The sequence below is a fragment of the Cupriavidus necator genome (assembly GCF_040578825.1).
Lineage (GTDB): Bacteria > Pseudomonadota > Gammaproteobacteria > Burkholderiales > Burkholderiaceae > Cupriavidus > Cupriavidus necator_E.
This window is the reverse complement of sequence record NZ_JBEFLI010000005.1, coordinates 135,845-152,588: the sequence shown is the minus strand read 5'-3', so window position 1 is coordinate 152,588 and position 16,744 is coordinate 135,845. Positions and strand designations below refer to the sequence as shown.

Annotated in this window: 27 protein-coding genes; 2 read left to right on the top strand and 25 right to left on the bottom strand. The window is 63.6% G+C overall.

Features of this window, described 5'->3' with window-relative positions; genetic code table 11:
* Positions 1–610: hypothetical protein (locus AB1I47_RS05000; RefSeq protein WP_354682660.1), on the top strand; the 610-nt coding region annotated here is incomplete at its 5' end.
* Here the strand turns inward: AB1I47_RS05000 and AB1I47_RS04995 are convergent.
* From AB1I47_RS04995 to AB1I47_RS04890, 22 genes are all read right to left on the bottom strand, one after another.
* Positions 607–924 (bottom strand): hypothetical protein, encoded by a 318-nt coding sequence (locus AB1I47_RS04995; protein ID WP_354682659.1) that lies wholly within the window; start codon positions 922–924, stop codon positions 607–609. The two genes, AB1I47_RS05000 and AB1I47_RS04995, sit on opposite strands and share 4 nt — an antisense overlap.
* A 143-nt stretch (positions 925–1,067) precedes the next feature.
* The gene (locus AB1I47_RS04990) at positions 1,068–1,241 is read right to left on the bottom strand and encodes a hypothetical protein (RefSeq protein WP_354682658.1); all 174 of its coding nucleotides are present in this window, start codon (positions 1,239–1,241) and stop codon (positions 1,068–1,070) included.
* A complete protein-coding gene (locus AB1I47_RS04985; protein ID WP_354682657.1) occupies positions 1,241–1,402 on the bottom strand; it encodes a hypothetical protein in 162 nt (53 codons plus the stop codon). Before AB1I47_RS04985 ends, AB1I47_RS04990 begins: the two co-directional genes overlap by 1 nt.
* Entirely contained in the window at positions 1,402–1,569 is a 168-nt protein-coding gene (locus AB1I47_RS04980) for a hypothetical protein (protein WP_354682656.1), read from the bottom strand. Before AB1I47_RS04980 ends, AB1I47_RS04985 begins: the two co-directional genes overlap by 1 nt.
* Before the next feature lie 10 nt (positions 1,570–1,579).
* Positions 1,580–1,993, bottom strand: coding sequence for a hypothetical protein (locus tag AB1I47_RS04975; RefSeq protein WP_354682655.1), 414 nt, complete (start codon positions 1,991–1,993; stop codon positions 1,580–1,582).
* Positions 1,994–1,997: 4 nt separating this feature from the next.
* Positions 1,998–2,444, bottom strand: coding sequence for a hypothetical protein (locus tag AB1I47_RS04970; protein WP_354682654.1), 447 nt, complete (start codon positions 2,442–2,444; stop codon positions 1,998–2,000).
* On the bottom strand, positions 2,437–3,033 hold the full coding sequence (locus tag AB1I47_RS04965; protein WP_354682653.1) for a glycoside hydrolase family 24 protein: 597 nt from the start codon (positions 3,031–3,033) through the stop codon (positions 2,437–2,439). Before AB1I47_RS04965 ends, AB1I47_RS04970 begins: the two co-directional genes overlap by 8 nt.
* 38 nt (positions 3,034–3,071) lie before the next feature.
* Positions 3,072–3,839, bottom strand: a complete 768-nt coding sequence (locus tag AB1I47_RS04960) for a hypothetical protein (protein WP_354682652.1) — start codon at positions 3,837–3,839, stop codon at positions 3,072–3,074.
* A 4-nt stretch (positions 3,840–3,843) separates the two neighbouring features.
* The gene (locus AB1I47_RS04955; protein WP_354682651.1) at positions 3,844–4,320 is read right to left on the bottom strand and encodes a hypothetical protein; all 477 of its coding nucleotides are present in this window, start codon (positions 4,318–4,320) and stop codon (positions 3,844–3,846) included.
* Positions 4,317–4,724, bottom strand: coding sequence for a hypothetical protein (locus tag AB1I47_RS04950; RefSeq protein ID WP_354682650.1), 408 nt, complete (start codon positions 4,722–4,724; stop codon positions 4,317–4,319). Before AB1I47_RS04950 ends, AB1I47_RS04955 begins: the two co-directional genes overlap by 4 nt.
* Positions 4,721–5,044: a hypothetical protein gene (locus tag AB1I47_RS04945; RefSeq protein ID WP_354682649.1), complete on the bottom strand. Its 324-nt coding sequence runs from the start codon at positions 5,042–5,044 to the stop codon at positions 4,721–4,723. Before AB1I47_RS04945 ends, AB1I47_RS04950 begins: the two co-directional genes overlap by 4 nt.
* Positions 5,044–5,304, bottom strand: a complete 261-nt coding sequence (locus tag AB1I47_RS04940) for a hypothetical protein (RefSeq protein ID WP_354682648.1) — start codon at positions 5,302–5,304, stop codon at positions 5,044–5,046. The genes AB1I47_RS04945 and AB1I47_RS04940 overlap by 1 nt, the downstream gene beginning before the upstream one ends.
* A 60-nt stretch (positions 5,305–5,364) precedes the next feature.
* Entirely contained in the window at positions 5,365–6,189 is an 825-nt protein-coding gene (locus tag AB1I47_RS04935) for a major capsid protein P2 (protein WP_354682647.1), read from the bottom strand.
* A gap of 354 nt (positions 6,190–6,543) precedes the next feature.
* Positions 6,544–7,287, bottom strand: coding sequence for a P-loop NTPase family protein (locus AB1I47_RS04930; protein WP_354682646.1), 744 nt, complete (start codon positions 7,285–7,287; stop codon positions 6,544–6,546).
* A 1-nt stretch (position 7,288) separates the two neighbouring features.
* Positions 7,289–7,777: a hypothetical protein gene (locus AB1I47_RS04925; RefSeq protein WP_354682645.1), complete on the bottom strand. Its 489-nt coding sequence runs from the start codon at positions 7,775–7,777 to the stop codon at positions 7,289–7,291.
* A complete protein-coding gene (locus AB1I47_RS04920) occupies positions 7,765–8,019 on the bottom strand; it encodes an adenylate kinase family protein (RefSeq protein ID WP_354682644.1) in 255 nt (84 codons plus the stop codon). The genes AB1I47_RS04925 and AB1I47_RS04920 overlap by 13 nt, the downstream gene beginning before the upstream one ends.
* Before the next feature lie 4 nt (positions 8,020–8,023).
* The gene (locus AB1I47_RS04915; protein ID WP_354682643.1) at positions 8,024–8,302 is read right to left on the bottom strand and encodes a hypothetical protein; all 279 of its coding nucleotides are present in this window, start codon (positions 8,300–8,302) and stop codon (positions 8,024–8,026) included.
* Positions 8,299–8,433 carry a hypothetical protein gene (locus tag AB1I47_RS04910; RefSeq protein WP_354682642.1) on the bottom strand — a complete coding sequence of 45 codons (135 nt, stop codon included), beginning with the start codon at positions 8,431–8,433 and terminating at the stop codon, positions 8,299–8,301. Before AB1I47_RS04910 ends, AB1I47_RS04915 begins: the two co-directional genes overlap by 4 nt.
* A 12-nt stretch (positions 8,434–8,445) precedes the next feature.
* Positions 8,446–10,185 (bottom strand): replication endonuclease, encoded by a 1,740-nt coding sequence (locus AB1I47_RS04905; protein ID WP_354682641.1) that lies wholly within the window; start codon positions 10,183–10,185, stop codon positions 8,446–8,448.
* A 40-nt stretch (positions 10,186–10,225) separates the two neighbouring features.
* A complete protein-coding gene (locus AB1I47_RS04900; protein WP_354682640.1) occupies positions 10,226–10,423 on the bottom strand; it encodes a hypothetical protein in 198 nt (65 codons plus the stop codon).
* 82 nt (positions 10,424–10,505) lie between these two features.
* A complete protein-coding gene (locus AB1I47_RS04895) occupies positions 10,506–10,628 on the bottom strand; it encodes a hypothetical protein (protein WP_354682639.1) in 123 nt (40 codons plus the stop codon).
* The gene (locus AB1I47_RS04890; protein WP_354682638.1) at positions 10,625–10,837 is read right to left on the bottom strand and encodes a hypothetical protein; all 213 of its coding nucleotides are present in this window, start codon (positions 10,835–10,837) and stop codon (positions 10,625–10,627) included. The genes AB1I47_RS04895 and AB1I47_RS04890 overlap by 4 nt, the downstream gene beginning before the upstream one ends.
* Positions 10,838–11,076: 239 nt before the next feature.
* On the opposite strand from AB1I47_RS04890, the gene AB1I47_RS04885 reads away from it, so the two are divergent.
* Positions 11,077–11,403: a helix-turn-helix domain-containing protein gene (locus AB1I47_RS04885; protein ID WP_354682637.1), complete on the top strand. Its 327-nt coding sequence runs from the start codon at positions 11,077–11,079 to the stop codon at positions 11,401–11,403.
* A gap of 145 nt (positions 11,404–11,548) precedes the next feature.
* Here the strand turns inward: AB1I47_RS04885 and AB1I47_RS04880 are convergent, their stop codons facing one another.
* From AB1I47_RS04880 to AB1I47_RS04870, 3 genes are all read right to left on the bottom strand, one after another.
* Positions 11,549–12,709: a hypothetical protein gene (locus AB1I47_RS04880; RefSeq protein ID WP_354682636.1), complete on the bottom strand. Its 1,161-nt coding sequence runs from the start codon at positions 12,707–12,709 to the stop codon at positions 11,549–11,551.
* A gap of 155 nt (positions 12,710–12,864) precedes the next feature.
* Positions 12,865–15,231, bottom strand: a complete 2,367-nt coding sequence (locus tag AB1I47_RS04875; RefSeq protein ID WP_354682669.1) for a DNA polymerase II — start codon at positions 15,229–15,231, stop codon at positions 12,865–12,867.
* A gap of 206 nt (positions 15,232–15,437) precedes the next feature.
* Positions 15,438–16,511, bottom strand: coding sequence for a 2,3-butanediol dehydrogenase (locus AB1I47_RS04870; RefSeq protein WP_354682668.1), 1,074 nt, complete (start codon positions 16,509–16,511; stop codon positions 15,438–15,440).
* Positions 16,512–16,744: the final 233 nt, after the last annotated feature.

Here is a 16,744-nt window from a genome sequence, read left to right as displayed (position 1 = left end):
GACGGGCTCCCGCGCGCTGGAAGCCGTCAAGCTTACGCCTGCCAAACTCGGACATTTGAACTTAGCCAGAACCGGACATTACCGCTTAGCCGCTACAGCAAGAGCACGCATAATGTATATTATGTTAAATCGTTGGTCCGGCTCTGCAACCCAATACTGGCGCGGCTCTCCGGCAGTTTCTGCACGATTTCTTGAGCGCGTCGACAATTTAAGCCCCACGCCTGCCACCCCGGCACCGTGGGGCTTCTTTTATGACGGGTCAACAATGCCAAAACAACAACACGCAATCCCCTCCGAATTCGCCCATTGGGCACGCAGCATCCCGATTGAATATCTCGCCCGCTATCTGCGCTGCACGCCCGCCACCGCGCGCGCCTGGCAGTCTGGCAAGCGTCCGGCGCCCTGGTGGGCCGTCCACGTGCTGCGCCTCGACAAGCTCGAGCGCGACGAGATGGCCCGCCAGATGGGCTACGCGCACCTGCTGCCCAAGCTCGGCATCGTTAGCGGCGAAGTGATCGAGTTTCGGCCCCGGCGCCTGCAGCCAAAGCCGGCGCCAGCCAAGCCCGCCAGCGTGACACCGCTTCCGGAGCCCGGCCAGATGCAGGCCTAATCGGTTGAATCGCGCGGCCCGTACATGCTTGGCCTCTTGCGCAGAAGCTCCATGTAGGCATCGTGCTGGGTTTTTGCCTCGTCTGCGAAGGCTCCATGCACCTGCGGCGCCGCAGTCTCCGGCGTGCTCATGATGGCCTTCAGCGCCAGATGCGCGCCGCTTCCCGCCGCCGTCACCGTGTCGCTGTATGGGTCTTTCTTCATCAGTTCCGCGGTGCCGCGCGCTACCTGCTGCATCTGGTCCTCGCTGCCGATATATCGCAGCCCACAGCCGGCCAGCCCAATCACCATCACCCCCGCTAGAATCGAGCGCATAACCCCTCCCGTTGTTTTCCGGGAGTGTAACGAAAAAAGCCCCGGCTTCCCGGGGCTCTTTCACTTCTTGCGCTTCCTGAACTGGCCGTTGGCCTTTCGCGGCGGCGTGCGTCGTTTCTTCGTTGCCATGCTCTCTCCTGTTGTCACCACAATACGCGGCCCTGCTGGTCTTTCAGCGTCACCGCCCCTTGATCCGCAATCCATGATTTCAGCCCAGGGAAGCGCGACAGGATCACGGCGGCGCAGATGACGCCCCCAATCACAATCAGCGTTTCCCGGCCTATCTCGGCAGGTGTTGGAATCCATCCCGTTGCCATCAGCCCCGATGCCCTTGCAAATGATTGTCCATGCGCAGATGCGCCCGGTCGATGCTGGCCCGCATGGCGCGCAGATCGGCACGGATGCCGCCATACACCGCGCCGGCACTCACCAGTGCCGTGGCGATGTATTTCAGCGTGTCCAGCGTGACCGCGTCCATCACTCGGCCTTGCCCTTTTCCGGCAGGAACACCGCGACAGCGGCCAGCACGGCGGCAATCGCTTGCGCGGTCAAATTGGCCTTGTCCGGATTGGCGCCCATTGCGACGGCCAGCCCGGCGAAGCCCGCCCAGGTCGACGGCTCGCGCAGACGTTGCAGAAATTTCATATGACCCCCCTTACCTTTTGACTCGCGGATAGAGAAAAGCTGCGCCGCCCGCGTTCTCGGTCACAGTCCATGGCGTTATCGGCCCGCTTGCATACGTGCCGGTGAATGCCTGTTGCCCATAGTCGGGCAGGCGGTCATCGCTCACGAACGAGCCCAGGAACGCGCCGGCCGGACATGCAAACGACGCGTCCCAAGTGCGCCCCTCCGCTATCGCGAGCTCACACTCGCTCATGTCGGTACGCGGCACGCCCAGCACGTCACCTATCCCCAGCACTGCCCCGCTCGCCGCATCCCCCACGGCGCCGACCAGCGCGCTTGCTGCACCCGCAGCCACACCCTGTAGCCCGCCGTTTTTTTTTACGACGAACGCAATCGCGGCGATCGCGCCGGCCGCCAGCAGTAGCTTTGCGGTGCCGTCTTTCATCGCGTCACCACGACATGAAATTGCCCAGGCTCGGCGGCTCCACCGGCGAACCAAAGGTATAGGCGCCGTTCAGATTGCCAAACTCGGCCGGCGTAAAGCCGTCGGTGGCATCCCTACCCAACTGCCCAATGTAGCCATTGAAGGCGTTGTATTCGAGTGCGTTCGAATTGCCGCCCCCGAACACCCCCGACACCCGGCCGCCGCTGATTACGGAATCCGGCGAGCCCGCCCCGAACATGCCCGCAATGGTGCCCAGCAGGCCCACGCCTGCCTGCGTGTAAGCGATGTTTCGCTGCGCGGTGTAGTCCGGGCGCAGTTGCGCGGCGGTCGCCACCGGCACGCCCGTTGCCGCCGTTGCCGCACGCGAACGCAGCGCGAGGAACGCCATCGCGCCCACCGCCGCCAGCATCAAAAGATCGGGGCCGCCGCCCCCTGCCGCTGCCTTAGCCATACACCACGCCCCCCGCCGCTTCGTATGCGGCTTGCAATCGGTTTAGTTCCACTTCCGGCTGGCCGTAGCCAGCGCCCGGCATGCTCGCCCAAATCTTGCGCACCTTGCGCACTGCCAGCGCAAAGCGCCCGGCATCGACGTCGCCCAGCGCGCCCGCGTCGCGGATCAGTTGCAGCGCCGCGGCGTCCTGGCTTGCTGGCGAAAAATCGGTCAGCCCCAGGCGCGGCGCGATCGAATCCCAGGTACGGCGCAGGATTTGATACGCCCCGGCCGCGCTACTGCTTATCGGCTTGCCATTCGACAGCGCGGTCACGACTTGGCGCGGATGGTCCGCGTACGATTCGAACAGCCCGCCGCCAAACAGCGTGCGGTATCCGTTCGCGCCGGCCGTTCCCTCTGCGCTGCGAATCATCAGCAGGAACGCTGCGCGATTGCTCGCGGCTTGCGTCATATCGGTTTCCTCGTTGCCGCCGAACATGTTGCCCTCGGCGGCGTCATAAAACAGGTTTTCAGCTTGGTCGATAAAGTCGGGCGACTGCGCGCCCGGCTCTGCGCTGCGCTGCCAGTCGCGCCACACCACATAGCCCACGGCGGCAAGTGCCAGCAGCGCGAACTCGTAGCGGGTCATCAGGCGTTTTCCTCAAAGAATTCATAACTTGCCCATACGTCCTGATTCGGGTTGCCATTCCACGCACTGAGCGCATAGCCGGGCGGCAAGACAATCGGCTCATTGAATTTCTTTTCGATGGTTTGGCTCAACGGCACGCCCAGGGTCACGATTTGGCTTTGCCCGATCCACGGCCCGCCCGCCGTTGCCTGGTAGTACGTTCTTGCCGCCGTCGATGCCGCGGCGCCCGCTTTCTTCGCGTTGCCAAAGATCCCCGCCGTGCTAAATACCGTCGACGCCAGTCCGAGGCCGATTTGGGTTGCGGCAGTCGTGCATTGCACCGACACCGCTTCCACGATCAGGTTTTTCCCGCTTCCCGCGAGGTTGAACAATTGCACAGCCGAGTATTGCGCCGCCACGGCGCTCTGCGACACCGGCACCATGAACGCCACTCCCCCCAGCGTGCGCGCCTTGCCGCCGTCGATCACGTCGACGGTGCCGCTGATTCGCTGGTCGAAAAAATCGCCCGAGCCAATCATCAGCGCACCGGTCAGTGCCACCAGCCCCCGGTTAAACACAATCCAGCGCGTGACTTGCTCGCTAAACCGGAACCCCTGGCCCGGCTTGAGGCTGATATTGCCCTGCGCGAAGTTCGGGCGAATCTCGATTTCCGCGAATGGATCGGTCGCGGACAGGAAATGGATGCGGTCACCGGCCACGTCGATCGCTTGTGCGGCGCCGGCCGGAATGTTCAGGTCGTATTCTTGTACCGACTCAATAATGCCCACGCTGTCACCCCTTCATTTTGCTGACGGCCACAATCCCGGCGATGCAGAGCGCGCCCGCGACCAGAAATTTTTGCCCGGTGCCGATTTCTTGCACGTTGCTGTATGCCGCCGCCACGTTCGCCGTGGCGTTTTCGTTCACGGCCTTTGCCGTGTCCAACAGCTTGCCCATGCTGTCCAGAAAGCCTTTCGCGTTGATCGCGGATTGGTCCAGATTCAGCTTGAGGCCGTCGCGCGCCAGCCCGATCGCATCGGCGGTCGACTTGTAAGTGGTTTCCGTGCTGCCCTTGGCGAAGTCAAACGCGGCGTCGATGGCGCCCTGGTCGCTGAATACCGCGCTGGCGTAGTTGTTCGACCCATTCACGCCCAGGCCGCTATCAACCACCATGCGATTGTCGACGTTGTTAGTCGTCGACGTCGTTACGCTGGTGTTCTCAGAACTGCTTTGCCGGGACATGCCCGTGCCGCTGCCAATTTTGCTCATGCCTTGCCCCGCTTTTTGCGCAGCACTACCGCTTCACTGCGATAGCCCGCGCGCTTCAGTTTCTTGATCAGCCCAGGCCGGCAGGTTGTCACGCGGATCGCGTCCGCCTCCCGGCACTGGTACTCGATCAGCGGCAGCACTTCGGCCACCAGATCAAAATCGGCGCGACCATGCGCGAGCGCGATTTCGATTTCCAGCGTATGCGCGTGCTTGTGTGGCATCAGCACGTACCACGCTACCGGCTCGCCATCCTTCCACACGCGGAAAAAGCCGCAGGTGTCCAGATACTCGGCCGGCGCCAGCAGTCCGCCGCTGGCGTCGCTCTTGGCATGGCCCGCAAACGCCTTGTCGACCTCGGCGGCATGCTCCGGCGTCCATGGCTCGTGCTTGATTTCGATCATCATCGCCGAAAGAACGCCAGCGCCACCACGACGCCAGCGATAAGCACCATCGGGTTATTCAGCAGGCCCAGCGCCTGCCCTGCCGTCGCCTGCACGGCGCTGGTCACGGTCGGCAAGGCTCGCGCCTCACTGCCTCCGGTCGCTACCACCCAGCCGGAGCCGTCGAAATGCTGGTCGAACATGCCCGAACCGGATAACGCCGTGTTGCTCGGTTCGGGCGCGCCCATCATCTGCCCGGCCACCGATCCCACGGCCATAATGCCGGCCGTCCAGGGATTCGACATTGCGAGCCCGCCCACACCCGCCCCGAGCGCGCTATTCATCAGCTTTTCCCCGCCAGCAGCCAAATTACGGCGCCTGCGATCACCAGCGGCACGAGGCCACCCGCGATCGCCACCGGAGCGTAGCGCGGTGCCGTCGACAGCGTCATGCCGTTCGATTGCAGCACGGCAGCGGTGTTGGTGCCTTGCAGCGCGCGAACCGTCTGCACGTCAATGACGCGCGACAGGCCCATGCGCAGCAGGTCGGCGCCGGTTTGCGCAAGCGGGTTCATGTCGCTCGCGTCCGCCGCCGTGCTGGTCATCGGGTCCGAGAAATACGACTGCGGCTGAACGCTATCGGTCCAATCACCCATGACGGCCCCTTACAGGTTGAACGGCAGGTCGATCGCTTCGACATACACGTCGATACCATCGGCAGCGGTCAGGAACGCATTGAATTCCAGCGCGGCAGCATCGGCGGTTTTGAGCGCGCCGGACTGATTGTTGTCGTAAATGAAGTCGACGCAGTAGTGCTTTGCCTGCGGAACCTTGCGCTGCTCTTGCTCAATGAAACGCTGCACGCGGCTGGTTGCGTCCCACACCACGAGGCCGTTTTTCTTGACCTCGACGCGGTTGACGTTGCCGTCAGTCGTCGCGGTCCAATCGGTTCCGGTGTAGAACATGTGAACGCGCTTGATCAGCGCGCCACGTGCGGCGAAGTTGATCGGGAATTTACCCGCGACCGACGTCGACGCCGGGAAGTAAAGCAGCTTGTGGACCAGTTCGCCGGCGCCCTGGCCTTGCGGCGGCGTCAGCACCATGTAACCGGTCAGCGTCGGTGCGGTCGCACCGGCGATCGTCACTTCCAGATTCAGGTTGTCCGGCCACGCGGTCATATCCAGGCCGCCGACTTCCTTGCCGTCGATGCTCGGCGCGTCGCGCTCGGTGAAGTCGATCGCGAGGAAGTTGGCATCGGCTTGCATGCCCTTGTAACTGTTGATCAGGTCCAGGCGCGAACCGCTGACGTTGTAGATCGTCCGGGCGCCAATCTTCACCTTGATATCGGTGATCATGGCCTTGGTAAAGGTCGTACCGCCCAGCGCCAGCACAATGCGGTTCAGCGTGTTGGCGTAGCGCGGGATTTGCAGCGTCGCGACGCCGGAGGCAACCACGTTCAGGAACGGCGGCAGTTGTTGAATGATCGACATGTGTTCTTTTCCCTATCAGCCGACCAGCGCGGTCGCGACGAGTTGGTCAGTCACCGGCAGGCGCCGGGCGACATAGATCACGGCCAGCACGAGTGCGGTCGTTTTGATGGCGTTTTTCAATTCGCTCATTGGCGTTCAGCCCAGCAGCTTGGCGACAGAATCGGGCAGGAACTTCTTGCCCTGGTTGATCAGCACCAGCGCGATAGCGGTCATCGCGACAGCCTTGCCAATTTCCTTCACGCTCATGATGGTTTCCCCCGAAAGTGCGTGTTTGCAATGTCGGGAGATATCCCCCCGCGTTTGAGCCTTCAGTGTGGGCAGCGTCCCGGCAGCATTCAAGCTCGCACCATTACGTTACGTTGCCGCCTCCGGCGCCTCTAACGTACGTACGTTACGTACGGCCGGCGCCCTGTTGCTTCCGCGCCTCGGCAGCGCCCCGACGCCCGTTTGCCCGGTCTGCATTTGCCGCTCAATGAATTCGAACACGTCGCCGGCCGGATCGGCTTTCAGGTTCCGTACGGTATCCACCGGCACGCCCAGGATTGCCGCCATGACCGAAATGTCGTTCTTGTCGTTTAGCCGGCAGCAGTGAATCAGCGTGCAGTTGCCCAGGAACGTTTTGTCGATCACGGCAGGCCGCTGCGTGACCGCAAACATGGTCATCGCCCGATGGCGCCCCTTGCGCGACAGGCGCGACCAGAACGGCGGCGCGTAGCTCGCGCTGGTCACGTCCGCGACTTCCTCCACCACCAGACACAGCCGTTCGATCATGTAGGCTATTTCGCAGAACAGATCGAATTTCCAGCGGTACGTCGACATGTCATCCCCAGGCTGGTACACGATGCGGAAATTGTCCGACGGCCCAAGCTCGCCCAGGATCTCGATCAATTCGCGCATGTCAGTGACGACGCGGCCAAACTCGCTGTATTCGTCCTGCGGATCCCAAATCAGAAGGCGCGGCGGGCGCATCAGGCGCAGGCCGTCTTTCAGCCACCGCGACTTGCCGCTACCGCTCGCCCCGATCACGCCAATAATGCGCGCCACGTTCTGACTGCCGGCCGCCTCGCTGGCGGCTTGCGCGATTTCCGTTACCTGCATATCACCCCCGGATCGCGGGCAGGCGCCCGCCGCTATCTTCCATGTTCTCGCCCAGGTGCGACCGCGACTGCGGCGGCACCACTTCCGGCAGCGCCCCGCCGTTCTCGACCGTACGTTCGGCCTCCTGTTGCTCGCGCCAGCCCTTGTGCGCGACGTACGTTGCCAGCGCCAGCGGCCCGGCCACTATCAGCAGGCCGATTTCCGGCCCGGACATGATCCCGCCCACACTCAGGCCGTATTTGTCCGCCACCGGCACGATGGCGCCCGCCAGCGCCTTGATCGTGTCCGGCGTGTAGACCGTCGGCAGGTACGGCAGCGCGGGCGACAGCACGGCCACCAGCAGCGACAGTGACATTTCCCATTCGACTACCGGGTCGACCGGCTCCGGCTCCCCCGGCAGCGGCGGCAGGCTCGCCGCCGCCTGCCCCTCGAATGCGTACGCCTTGCGCTTGAGCGCGTCCAGCGCGTCCAGTTCGATCAGACCACCCATGCCATCAGCCCCCCTTGCGCCAGTTCGTTACGTTCGGACGCGGGTTCCGTTACGTTACGTTCGGGCGCCGCGCCATCGGCCAGAATGAACCGCTCGCGGATTTTCTCGTCCGCGTCGTCGGACCGCGCAAACAGTTGGATGCCGCAACCGGGCGCGGTGCAGACGATGCACACCCGCCCTTTCCCTTTCATGACGGACCAGCGCGCGCCTTGATTGCAGACCGGACAGGTGCATTTGCTCATTGCATCAGCCCTCCTGGCCGGCTTGCAGCGCAGCGCGCAGCACCGCATCAATGACACCGGCCGCCGTCGTGTCGGCCGGCAGGTTCGCAAACGCGTTGATGCCGGCCGTCGTCATGGCTTCGGTCGGTTCGGTCGGCGGCGACAGTTCGGCCTCGGCCATTTCCAGCACGGCGCCGACTTGATGGCGCGCGGCAAAATACGTCACCTCGCCGGTATCCCGCACATGCGGCCCCAGGTTTTCAATCTGGTCGACCAGCGCCAGTAGTTCCGCTTTGATGCTCATTGCTTTTCCCCTTTCAGTTCGTCCAGCGCGACGGCCATGTCGCGCAACAGTTCTTTCACCGGGCGCGGCAGCACGCCCCCAAACAGCAGCAGCGCGGTATCAGCGCGGTCCTTGAAAGACTTCGTTTCCACTTCCCTTCCCCCTCATGTTGGCGCCCCACCGGGCGCGGTTTCGGGCATTTCCAGCCCATTCATCCAGGCGGGTCGGCGCTCGCCGGTATCCGCCGCGCTGCGCGCGCCGTTTGGGCGCGTACAGTTATTGACACGAGTCCGAGTGCTCGCGGCTTCGCCGCTGCGCTCAACCTTCGTCCAGGTGTAGCGCGTCGCCGGCACAAATACCGCGTCGCACGTCAGTTCGCCCGAACCCGGCATCCGATACCACTGCACCGCCTGCACCCCGTGCGGCACCTTGCGCAGCGCGAGCCCGTAACGGCCCGGTTCCATACGTTCGGTGTACTTGATCGACACGCGGCGCTTTTCACCGGCCACGCCGCCCATTGCGCGCGCATAGTCGGCCCAGCTTGCCGGCTTGTCCTCGGTGCGCTGCGCGGCGTTCCACGCGGCCACGATGGCAGGCGCGTCGGCGGCTTCGGGCAGGTCGGCGGCCTTCACCCGGCGCAGTTCGCGCCAGACGCCCACCGGAGCCCCGCCAAACGCCTGAAACTGGCGGATGCCCCAGGTCGCCGCCCAGGCTTCCACGCGCTGACTCGGCGTTATCACGTCATCGCCCAGCCAATCGGCTTGCACGGTGTAGCCCTCGTGGGTCTTATGCTCGCCTACCGCGTGACCGTCGATGTTCTTGGCGATGTACTTCGCGATATAGCCGACGGCGCTACCCTTGGCGCGGTCGATGCGCTCAAAGCGGCAGCGGCGGCGATCGGCGCCCTTCTCATCCGGCGAGTCTTTCAGCGCGTGCGCGCGGATCACCCGGCAAACGTCATTCACGCGGTCCGAGAACAGCAGCCCGTGCCAGTGCGGGCAGCCGTCGTGATGCGGCTCCGCGACGCGCATGCCGAAATACACAATGCCCAGGCGCGCCAGTTCGGCCCGGATGCGCGCCCACACGCCGCGCAGGTATAGCTGCGCCTCGCGCGGGTTCTCGCCCTCATATTTCGCGTTGGGATGCCACTTGTGGCCGGCTTGCTTGACCGCGTGAAAGCGGCTCGGACAGGTGATAGTGAACATCACGCCGGCAAAGCCCGCGGCGTCTGCTAGTTCCTCGCTGCCCTTCAGGCGCGTCATCAGTTCGCCGCGGCGCAGCGCCTTGTTTGCGACCGACTTTTCCGCCAGTTCGGCCAGCGTGAATTGCTGGCCGTGCTCGTTCTTCAAGGTCGTCGCGGCCAGCGTGGCGGCGTTGCGGCGGTTCTGCGCGACACGGCGGCGCACCGCGTCATTGCTCGCGTATGGGTCGCTGCGATAGTGGACGTAGTGCAGCCGGATATTCGAGTGTTCCAGCGCGCGGATATGCTTCGTGCGCAGACGTCGGCGCCACCACAGTTCGCAGCGCACGCGCGCCACTTGCTCGGCGGCTTCTTTGAAGTCGGGCAGCGCCACGCCCTGGCGTTCGCACTCGGCCGCGCAGATCACTAGCGCGTCATCAGTGCCCAGGCCCGTTGATTTCAGCAGCACGTCGGCGGCGATCTTGCGCGCCTTCATGCAAATTTCGTAGTCGGATGCGTCCGGGCGCACCGGCAAGCCCTGCGGCGCATGGTCCGCGAGGAACGCAGCGACGGCGCCAGCGGCGGCGCCCAGGTCGAACATGTCGGGACGGTCCAGGCGCAGCGCGCTATCGCGCCCTGCCTTGTCGGCGGCCTTGAGCACGCGGTTATACCAGCGCATCGGCACGCGGGCCCGCGCTTCCTGCATTTCCGGAAGCGCGGGCACAGCGGCTACTGCGTCGCGGAGGTATCCCCAGGCCATTCGCTTACCACCAGCGCGGCGTTTTGATGCGGCTGCGGTGCGTCGCCAGCACGGCGCGCGCCTGCTCCAGCGCGGCGAACGCCCGCGCGTCGCTGTCCTGGCTGCGCTTGCCCATCGGCCCCACGCTGGCCGGTTGATGCGATGCGTGTGCCGGCTCGCGCGTGCTGCCGGGAACGTATGCGACTTCCTCGCTATAGCCCATGGCTTAGCCCCGGCGCACGTTGAAGAAATCCGCCCAAAACACATAGGCGGCGAACGTCCATATGATCGGCAGCGGCATCGCGTCAGGCTCCCAGCCAGTGGAAAAAGCGATCGGCCAGAACGGCCAGATTGGAGCGGCGCGTGTAGTACGGGCCGTCGATGGTGAAACCGCCCAAGGCGGTACGGTGGACGCGGGCGGGCTTCACAGTGCGCCCTCCGACTTCACGCGATCCACGAAGTCCAGCGCGGCCACGAAGATGCGCGCGTTGCGCTCTGCTTGCTCGCGCGTCTGCCCGAATGAGCCGCCAAACATGAAGTCCACAAAGACGCCCTCGCCCTCGACCGTCACCGCCCCGATGAATACGCCGGGCTTGCTGTTGTGCTCGTGCTCTCGTGTGGAAATTTGTAACGACATGTGACCACCCCTCTAACCCCTACCCTGTTGCGGAAGCTCCCGTTTGGGAGAGCGCGCCGCCTGCCAGCTAGCTAAGCCGGCCCTGGCGGGTAGGGTTCCAGGCGGCGGCGCGTCTGGAACGGAATATAGTCAACCGACCGAGAACAGTCAACTGTATGAGAACGTCCGCACACAGATGACGTTGCTCGTTCGAGGACAGTTGACTATCCTTCGGTCTGGGTAGACCACTAGGGGTAGTGATGAAAACGACTCTTGAATTTCTGGAAGCCGTCCGCGCAAAGCTTGGCGGCGCCTCGGATTACGCGATTGCCAAGGAACTGGACATTTCGCGTTCGGCGGTCAGCAAGTACCGCAATGGCCTTGGCGGCTTCGATGATGAAACGGCTGTGAAGGTGGCGCGCGTGCTGGATATCGATCCCGCCGCGGTGGTGACTGCTGCTCACGCGGAGCGCACTAAGAACCCGGAACTGCGCCGGATCTGGGCGTCGCTAGCTGACCGCTTTGCCGTAAATTTTGAGACGCTCTGCGAGCACCTCCGGATAGCCCAGACCCCGCGTCTGGCCTAGCCCGCAGAGCTATTCCGGATCAACGATGTATATTATGTTAAATCAACTGCATGGTTTCCGTAGCCATACCGCTCGAGATGTCGGACGCTCAGCCAAGTCACCTCTTCGATGACCCTTCGCCTGGCGCATCCCCTTACCGCCCACTTCATCCCGTCAGTCCCTTGGCGCGGAGCCAACTCAGCCAGGCCTGATCTTCGATCTCGTAGGAGCCTCGCGACTCTTTCCACACGATCTCCCGCTCACGAAGAGCGTCGATCGCGTTTTGGACCGTTCCGGCGCTGACGCTCACATGATCCGGCACAAGCGCCTTGTACGCGGACATTGCGCTCTCTCCGAACGGAGAGAACTGACCGTCCTTGCCTGCCATGACTCGCACCACCGCCTGCTGAAGTGGCGACAGCGATGTGAAGTCGCTTTCGACGTCATGCCACAAGCGCTCCTGGACGAGCGTCGCGTCATCCTTGAGCCGGGTGCTGAGGTTTGGCGATTCGTTTGCCAGTGCGATGGTGCCGATCAGGTGGCGCAGCATCTCGGGGCGGTGTCCGACCATTACGAAGGCTTCGTAGACTGCCTCGGGCTCAAGCTGATTGCCAGCGGCAAGCGCCCGGTTCACGCTCTTGGTAAATTCGTCGGTAAAGTTTCGGTCGAGCAACGGGAACGGCGTCACCTGGGAGCCGTAGAACGGCATGCGCGAATTCATGACGAGGTGTGCGAGTTTGTCCCGGCTTGAGCCGGTGAAGACAAGCATGAGATCCGGGGCCTTGCCCGAGACGTTCATCGCGTCGCGCGCCGCCTTCAGGCCGAACATCGCCTCGACGCCCTTTTCCGTGGTCAGCGCATGCTGCGCTTCATCAACGATCAGCAGAACCGGTCTCCTGGCGGCCTTGCACAGCGCCTCAAGGGCTTGCGTGAGGGAGATGCCCGCTGGCAATCCCGTGGCGGTGAGGTCCAGCCCGAGGGTGCCCATCACGCTGACCTTGGTGAGGCCTACCGCCTTTGCGGCTTTACTCACCACACCGGCGTGATCGGCAATCTTGTGCTTGATGGCGTCGGCGATCAGCTCGCCGGGGTCGTGGGCCTTGTTCGACCATAAGTCGACATACACGGTTACCCAGCCGCGCTGCCCGGCGGCCGGCATCAGGTCCTCGCGCAGGAACGTGGACTTCCCTACCCTGCGCGGCGCCGCCAGGAACAGGCCGGAGCGGGCATCCTGGATGCCTTCCCCGGTCAAGGCTGCGCAGAAGCTTGCCGCCAGCGCCGGGCGGCGGAAGGTGTAGCGTTCGGAGGCGGCGGACGGCTCGGACATGGTGGCCTTCTGGGTGTGATTATCGGTATTTATCCTAGCCGGATAAATTATCCTTGGCAAATAAATGAGGATAAATGCCGTTTAGGCCACTTACTAGGTGCCGACGATGAGCCGGCCATGCCAAGGTTCATGACAGCTGCCCACCTGATGTCCCGCTATTGGGGAAACAACGCCATCTGCCCACTCAACAGTGTCTCGAAACTGTCGTCCAGGAACGGCAGAATCGCATCGGCAATCGGCTGGAGCTGCCTGGCGACGTAGTGGCTATAGTCGATCGGCGCCGAGCGGGTTTCCAGTGGCTCCGGGCCGGCCACGGTCATCACATAGCTGATCCAGCCGCCATGCTGATACTGGCGCGGGCGCCCCTGGCGCTCGTTATAGGCATCGGCGATGCGGGCGGCCCGGACGTGCGGCGGCACGTTGCGCTGGTATTCGTCGAGCTTGCGGCGCAGCCGCTTGCGGTAAACCAGCTCCTCGTCGAGCTCACCGGCCAGCGTGCGACGCACGATGTCCCGCACATAGTCTTCGTACGGCTCGCGGTTGAAGATTTTCTCGTAGAGGGTCTGCTGGAACCGCTGGGCAAGCGGCGACCAGTCTGTACGCACCGTCTCCAGCCCCTTGAACACCATCTCGACCGTCCCGTCAGGCCGTTCGACCTGCCCGGCATAGCGCTTCTTGCTGCCTAGGTCCGTGCCACGTATGGTCGGCATCAGGAAGCGCCGGAAGTGGGTTTCGAACTGGAGTTCGAGCGCGCTTTCCAGGCCATAAGCCTGCCAGAGATGGTCGCGCCACCAGTCATTGACGTACGCGACGAGGCTGCGGCCGATCTGGTTGGCATCGGCTTCCGTGCGGGCACGACGCAGCCAGACAAAGGTGGAATCCGTGTCGCCATAGATCACCTCGTAGCCGCGCGCCTCGATCAGCGTGCGGGTCTGCCGCATGATCTCGTGCCCGCGCATCGTGATCGACGACGCCAGTCGTGGATCGAAAAACCGGCAACCACTGGACCCGAGCACGCCGTAGAACGCGTTCATGATGATCTTGAGCGCCTGAGCGAGCGGCTTGTTGCGGTCGCGCTTGGCGGCCTCACGGCCTTGCCAGACCTTGGCGACGATAGCCGGCAGGCAATGCTTCGTCCGGGAAAACCGCGCACCGCGGAAGCCAGGTACCGAATCGGCATCGTCGGGATGCGCCAGACCCTCGACCAGGCCGATCGGGTCGATCAGAAAGGTACGGATGATCGACGGATAGAGGCTCTTGTAGTCGAGCACGAGCACCGATTCGTACAGCCCCGGCCGCGAATCCATGACGAAGCCGCCAGGGCTGGCCTCCGGTGCCATGTCGCCGAGGTTGGGTGCTACATAACCCTGGCGGTGCATCAGCGGCATGTAGAGATGCGTGAAGGCGGCCACCGAACCGCCGCTGCGGTCGACTGCCAGGCCCGTGACCGTGGCACGCTCCAGCAGGAAGGGCAACAGCTCGGTTTTTTCGAATATCCGCGTCACCAGTTCGCAATCGCGCAGGTTATAGCGGGCCAACGCCGGCTTGTCCTGCTCGAACATGCGGTCGATGGCGTCCATGCGGTCGTATGGGTTGTCGATCGCCTTGCCTTCGCCGAGCAGCGTCTGTGCCACGGATTCCAGGCTGAACGACGGGAAGCTCCACGTGGCGGAACGCAACGCCTCGATGCCGTCGATGATCAACCGGCCCGGTGCACTGGCGAAATAGTGCTGCTGGGCATTGTGCTCGCGCCATTCCATTTCGGCCCCGCCCCGCCCCAGGAGCAGCGAAATCTGGAACTGGCGTGCATGCTCTTGCAACACGCGCAGGTCGAACTGGATCAGATTCCAGCCAATGATCGCGTCGGGGTCGTGTTCGGCCAGCCACCGGTTCAGCTTTTCCAGCAACGCTGGTCGTGTTGCACAGTATTCGAGCGAGAAGTCGAGGCCGACAGGCACCTGCGGCGCCGGGCCCAACATGTAGACCTGGCGCTGACCGCAGCCTTCGAGCGCAATCGAATAGAGTTCGCCGAACGCGTTGGTCTCGATATCGAGCGAGACCAGGCGTAGCGTGGGCCGGTAGTCCGCCGACGGCTTCATCTGGGCATTGCGCAACGTGCCGCTGGCATCCGGTTCACCGTCGAACCAGACCGGGGCGGTGATGAAGCGTTCCATCAGGTAGCGCTCGGGCGGGCGGATATCGGCTTCGTAGACATCCACGCCGGCGTCGCGCAGAGAACGGCTGAGCTGGATCAGTTGCCGATGTTGCTGGCAGTACAGGCCCATGACGGGCCTGCGCTGGAAATCCTGAAGCTTGAGCGGGCGCAGTTCGACATCGCGCTCGCCGCGCAGCAGCGCCTCGGCGCGCTCACGCTGTGCCTCGGGGATAAACGCAATGGAGGGCTGGCCTGACAGGCGCAGCCGGCGCGGCCCGTCATCGGTCGCCAGCCAGACCTCGACCTCGGTGCCAGCCGGCGTATCGCGCCAATGTCGGGTGAGGACAAAACCTTGCTGGAGTGCCACGCTATAAACCTTGGGGAACCGCTTGGAGCCGATTTTAGCTGAGACGAGGGTAATGGGCGCGGATGTCTCGTACGCCACCACGTTTCGCCGCTTTTGCCCTCCCCCTGAAATGCCCCCATCCATAGCGCGCCCCCACCATCGGGATCCTCCCGATGATGGGGGCCGAACGCCGCGTGGGACAACGCGGCGCTTGAATCAGGCGAGCGTCAACTTCCCGGGCTGGCAACTGGCTGGACGATGATCTTGACGTTGCCGTCCTTGTTGTTGACCAGCTCCTCAAAGCCATGCGACACAATGTCGGACAGTGAGATTCGCCCGGTAATGAGCGGCTGCACGTCTATGCGGCTATCGGCGATAAAGCGGATCACGTCAGCGAACTCGCCGTTATAGGCGAGGGATCCGATGATTTCCTTTTCCGTCGATACGATCTCGAAGAAGTTGAACGAGCTTGGCTCTTCGAAGATGCCCACCATCACGCATTTGCCGGCCTTGCGGATAACGTCGATGGCAAGCTTCGCGGTGGCCTTGTTGCCGATGCACTCAAAGGACACGTCCGCGCCATAGCCGCCGGTCAGCGCCTTGAGCTGCGCGATCGCGTCGCATTCCCTGGGATCGATGACGATGCTTGCGCCGACCTCAAGTGCCTTCTTCTTGCGTGCCGACGACATTTCGAGCGCGATGATGCGGCCGGCACCGGCGGCCTTCGCGCACATGATCGTGCACAGGCCGATGGTGCCGGCGCCGACCACCACAACCGTCTGCCCGACGATGCTGCCCGCTTTCTTCACGGCATGAAGCCCTACCGCCAGCGGTTCGATCAGCGCGCCCGCCTCAGTCGGGAAGCCCTCCGGCAGCTTGTAGAGCAGTTCCGCCGGCACGTTGACGTACTCCGCGAATGCGCCATTGTTCATCAGCCCGGTGAACGCAAGATTCTCGCAGACGTTATACAGGCCGCTGGTACAGTAAAAACACGTTCCGCAATGCTGGCAGGCATCCGCGGTGACGCGTTCGCCGACCTTGAAGCCGGTGACGCCAGCGCCAAGTTCGGCGATCTCGCCGCTGAACTCATGGCCCAGAATGCACTGCCCTTTCAGGCCTGTGAGCGGGTGGGGATGGTCGACAGGGATAAAGACCGGGCCGGCGACATACTCATGCAAGTCCGACCCGCAGATGCCGCACCAGTGCACGCGGATCTTTACCCATCCTTCGGGGGGACTGTCGGGTACGCGTACGTCTTCGACGCGGATATCGTGTCTGCCCCGCCATACGGCGGCTTTCATGCTGGACTGCTGCACCGATCCTTCGTTGCTCACGGTTTTGTCTCCATCGGGTTATGGGGAACGACAGGCCATGCGGGTGCCACGGCAGCGTGCATGGCATGGCCCTCGTGCAGGGTCAAAACGCATTAACCATGCCAAAGTGGAATCGAGACGGCAGCGAATGCGTGCGCAGCCCTGCGTACGCTGCGACGCAATGCCGGGGCGTATGGGCCCATGTGCGCTGAAGCGTTGGT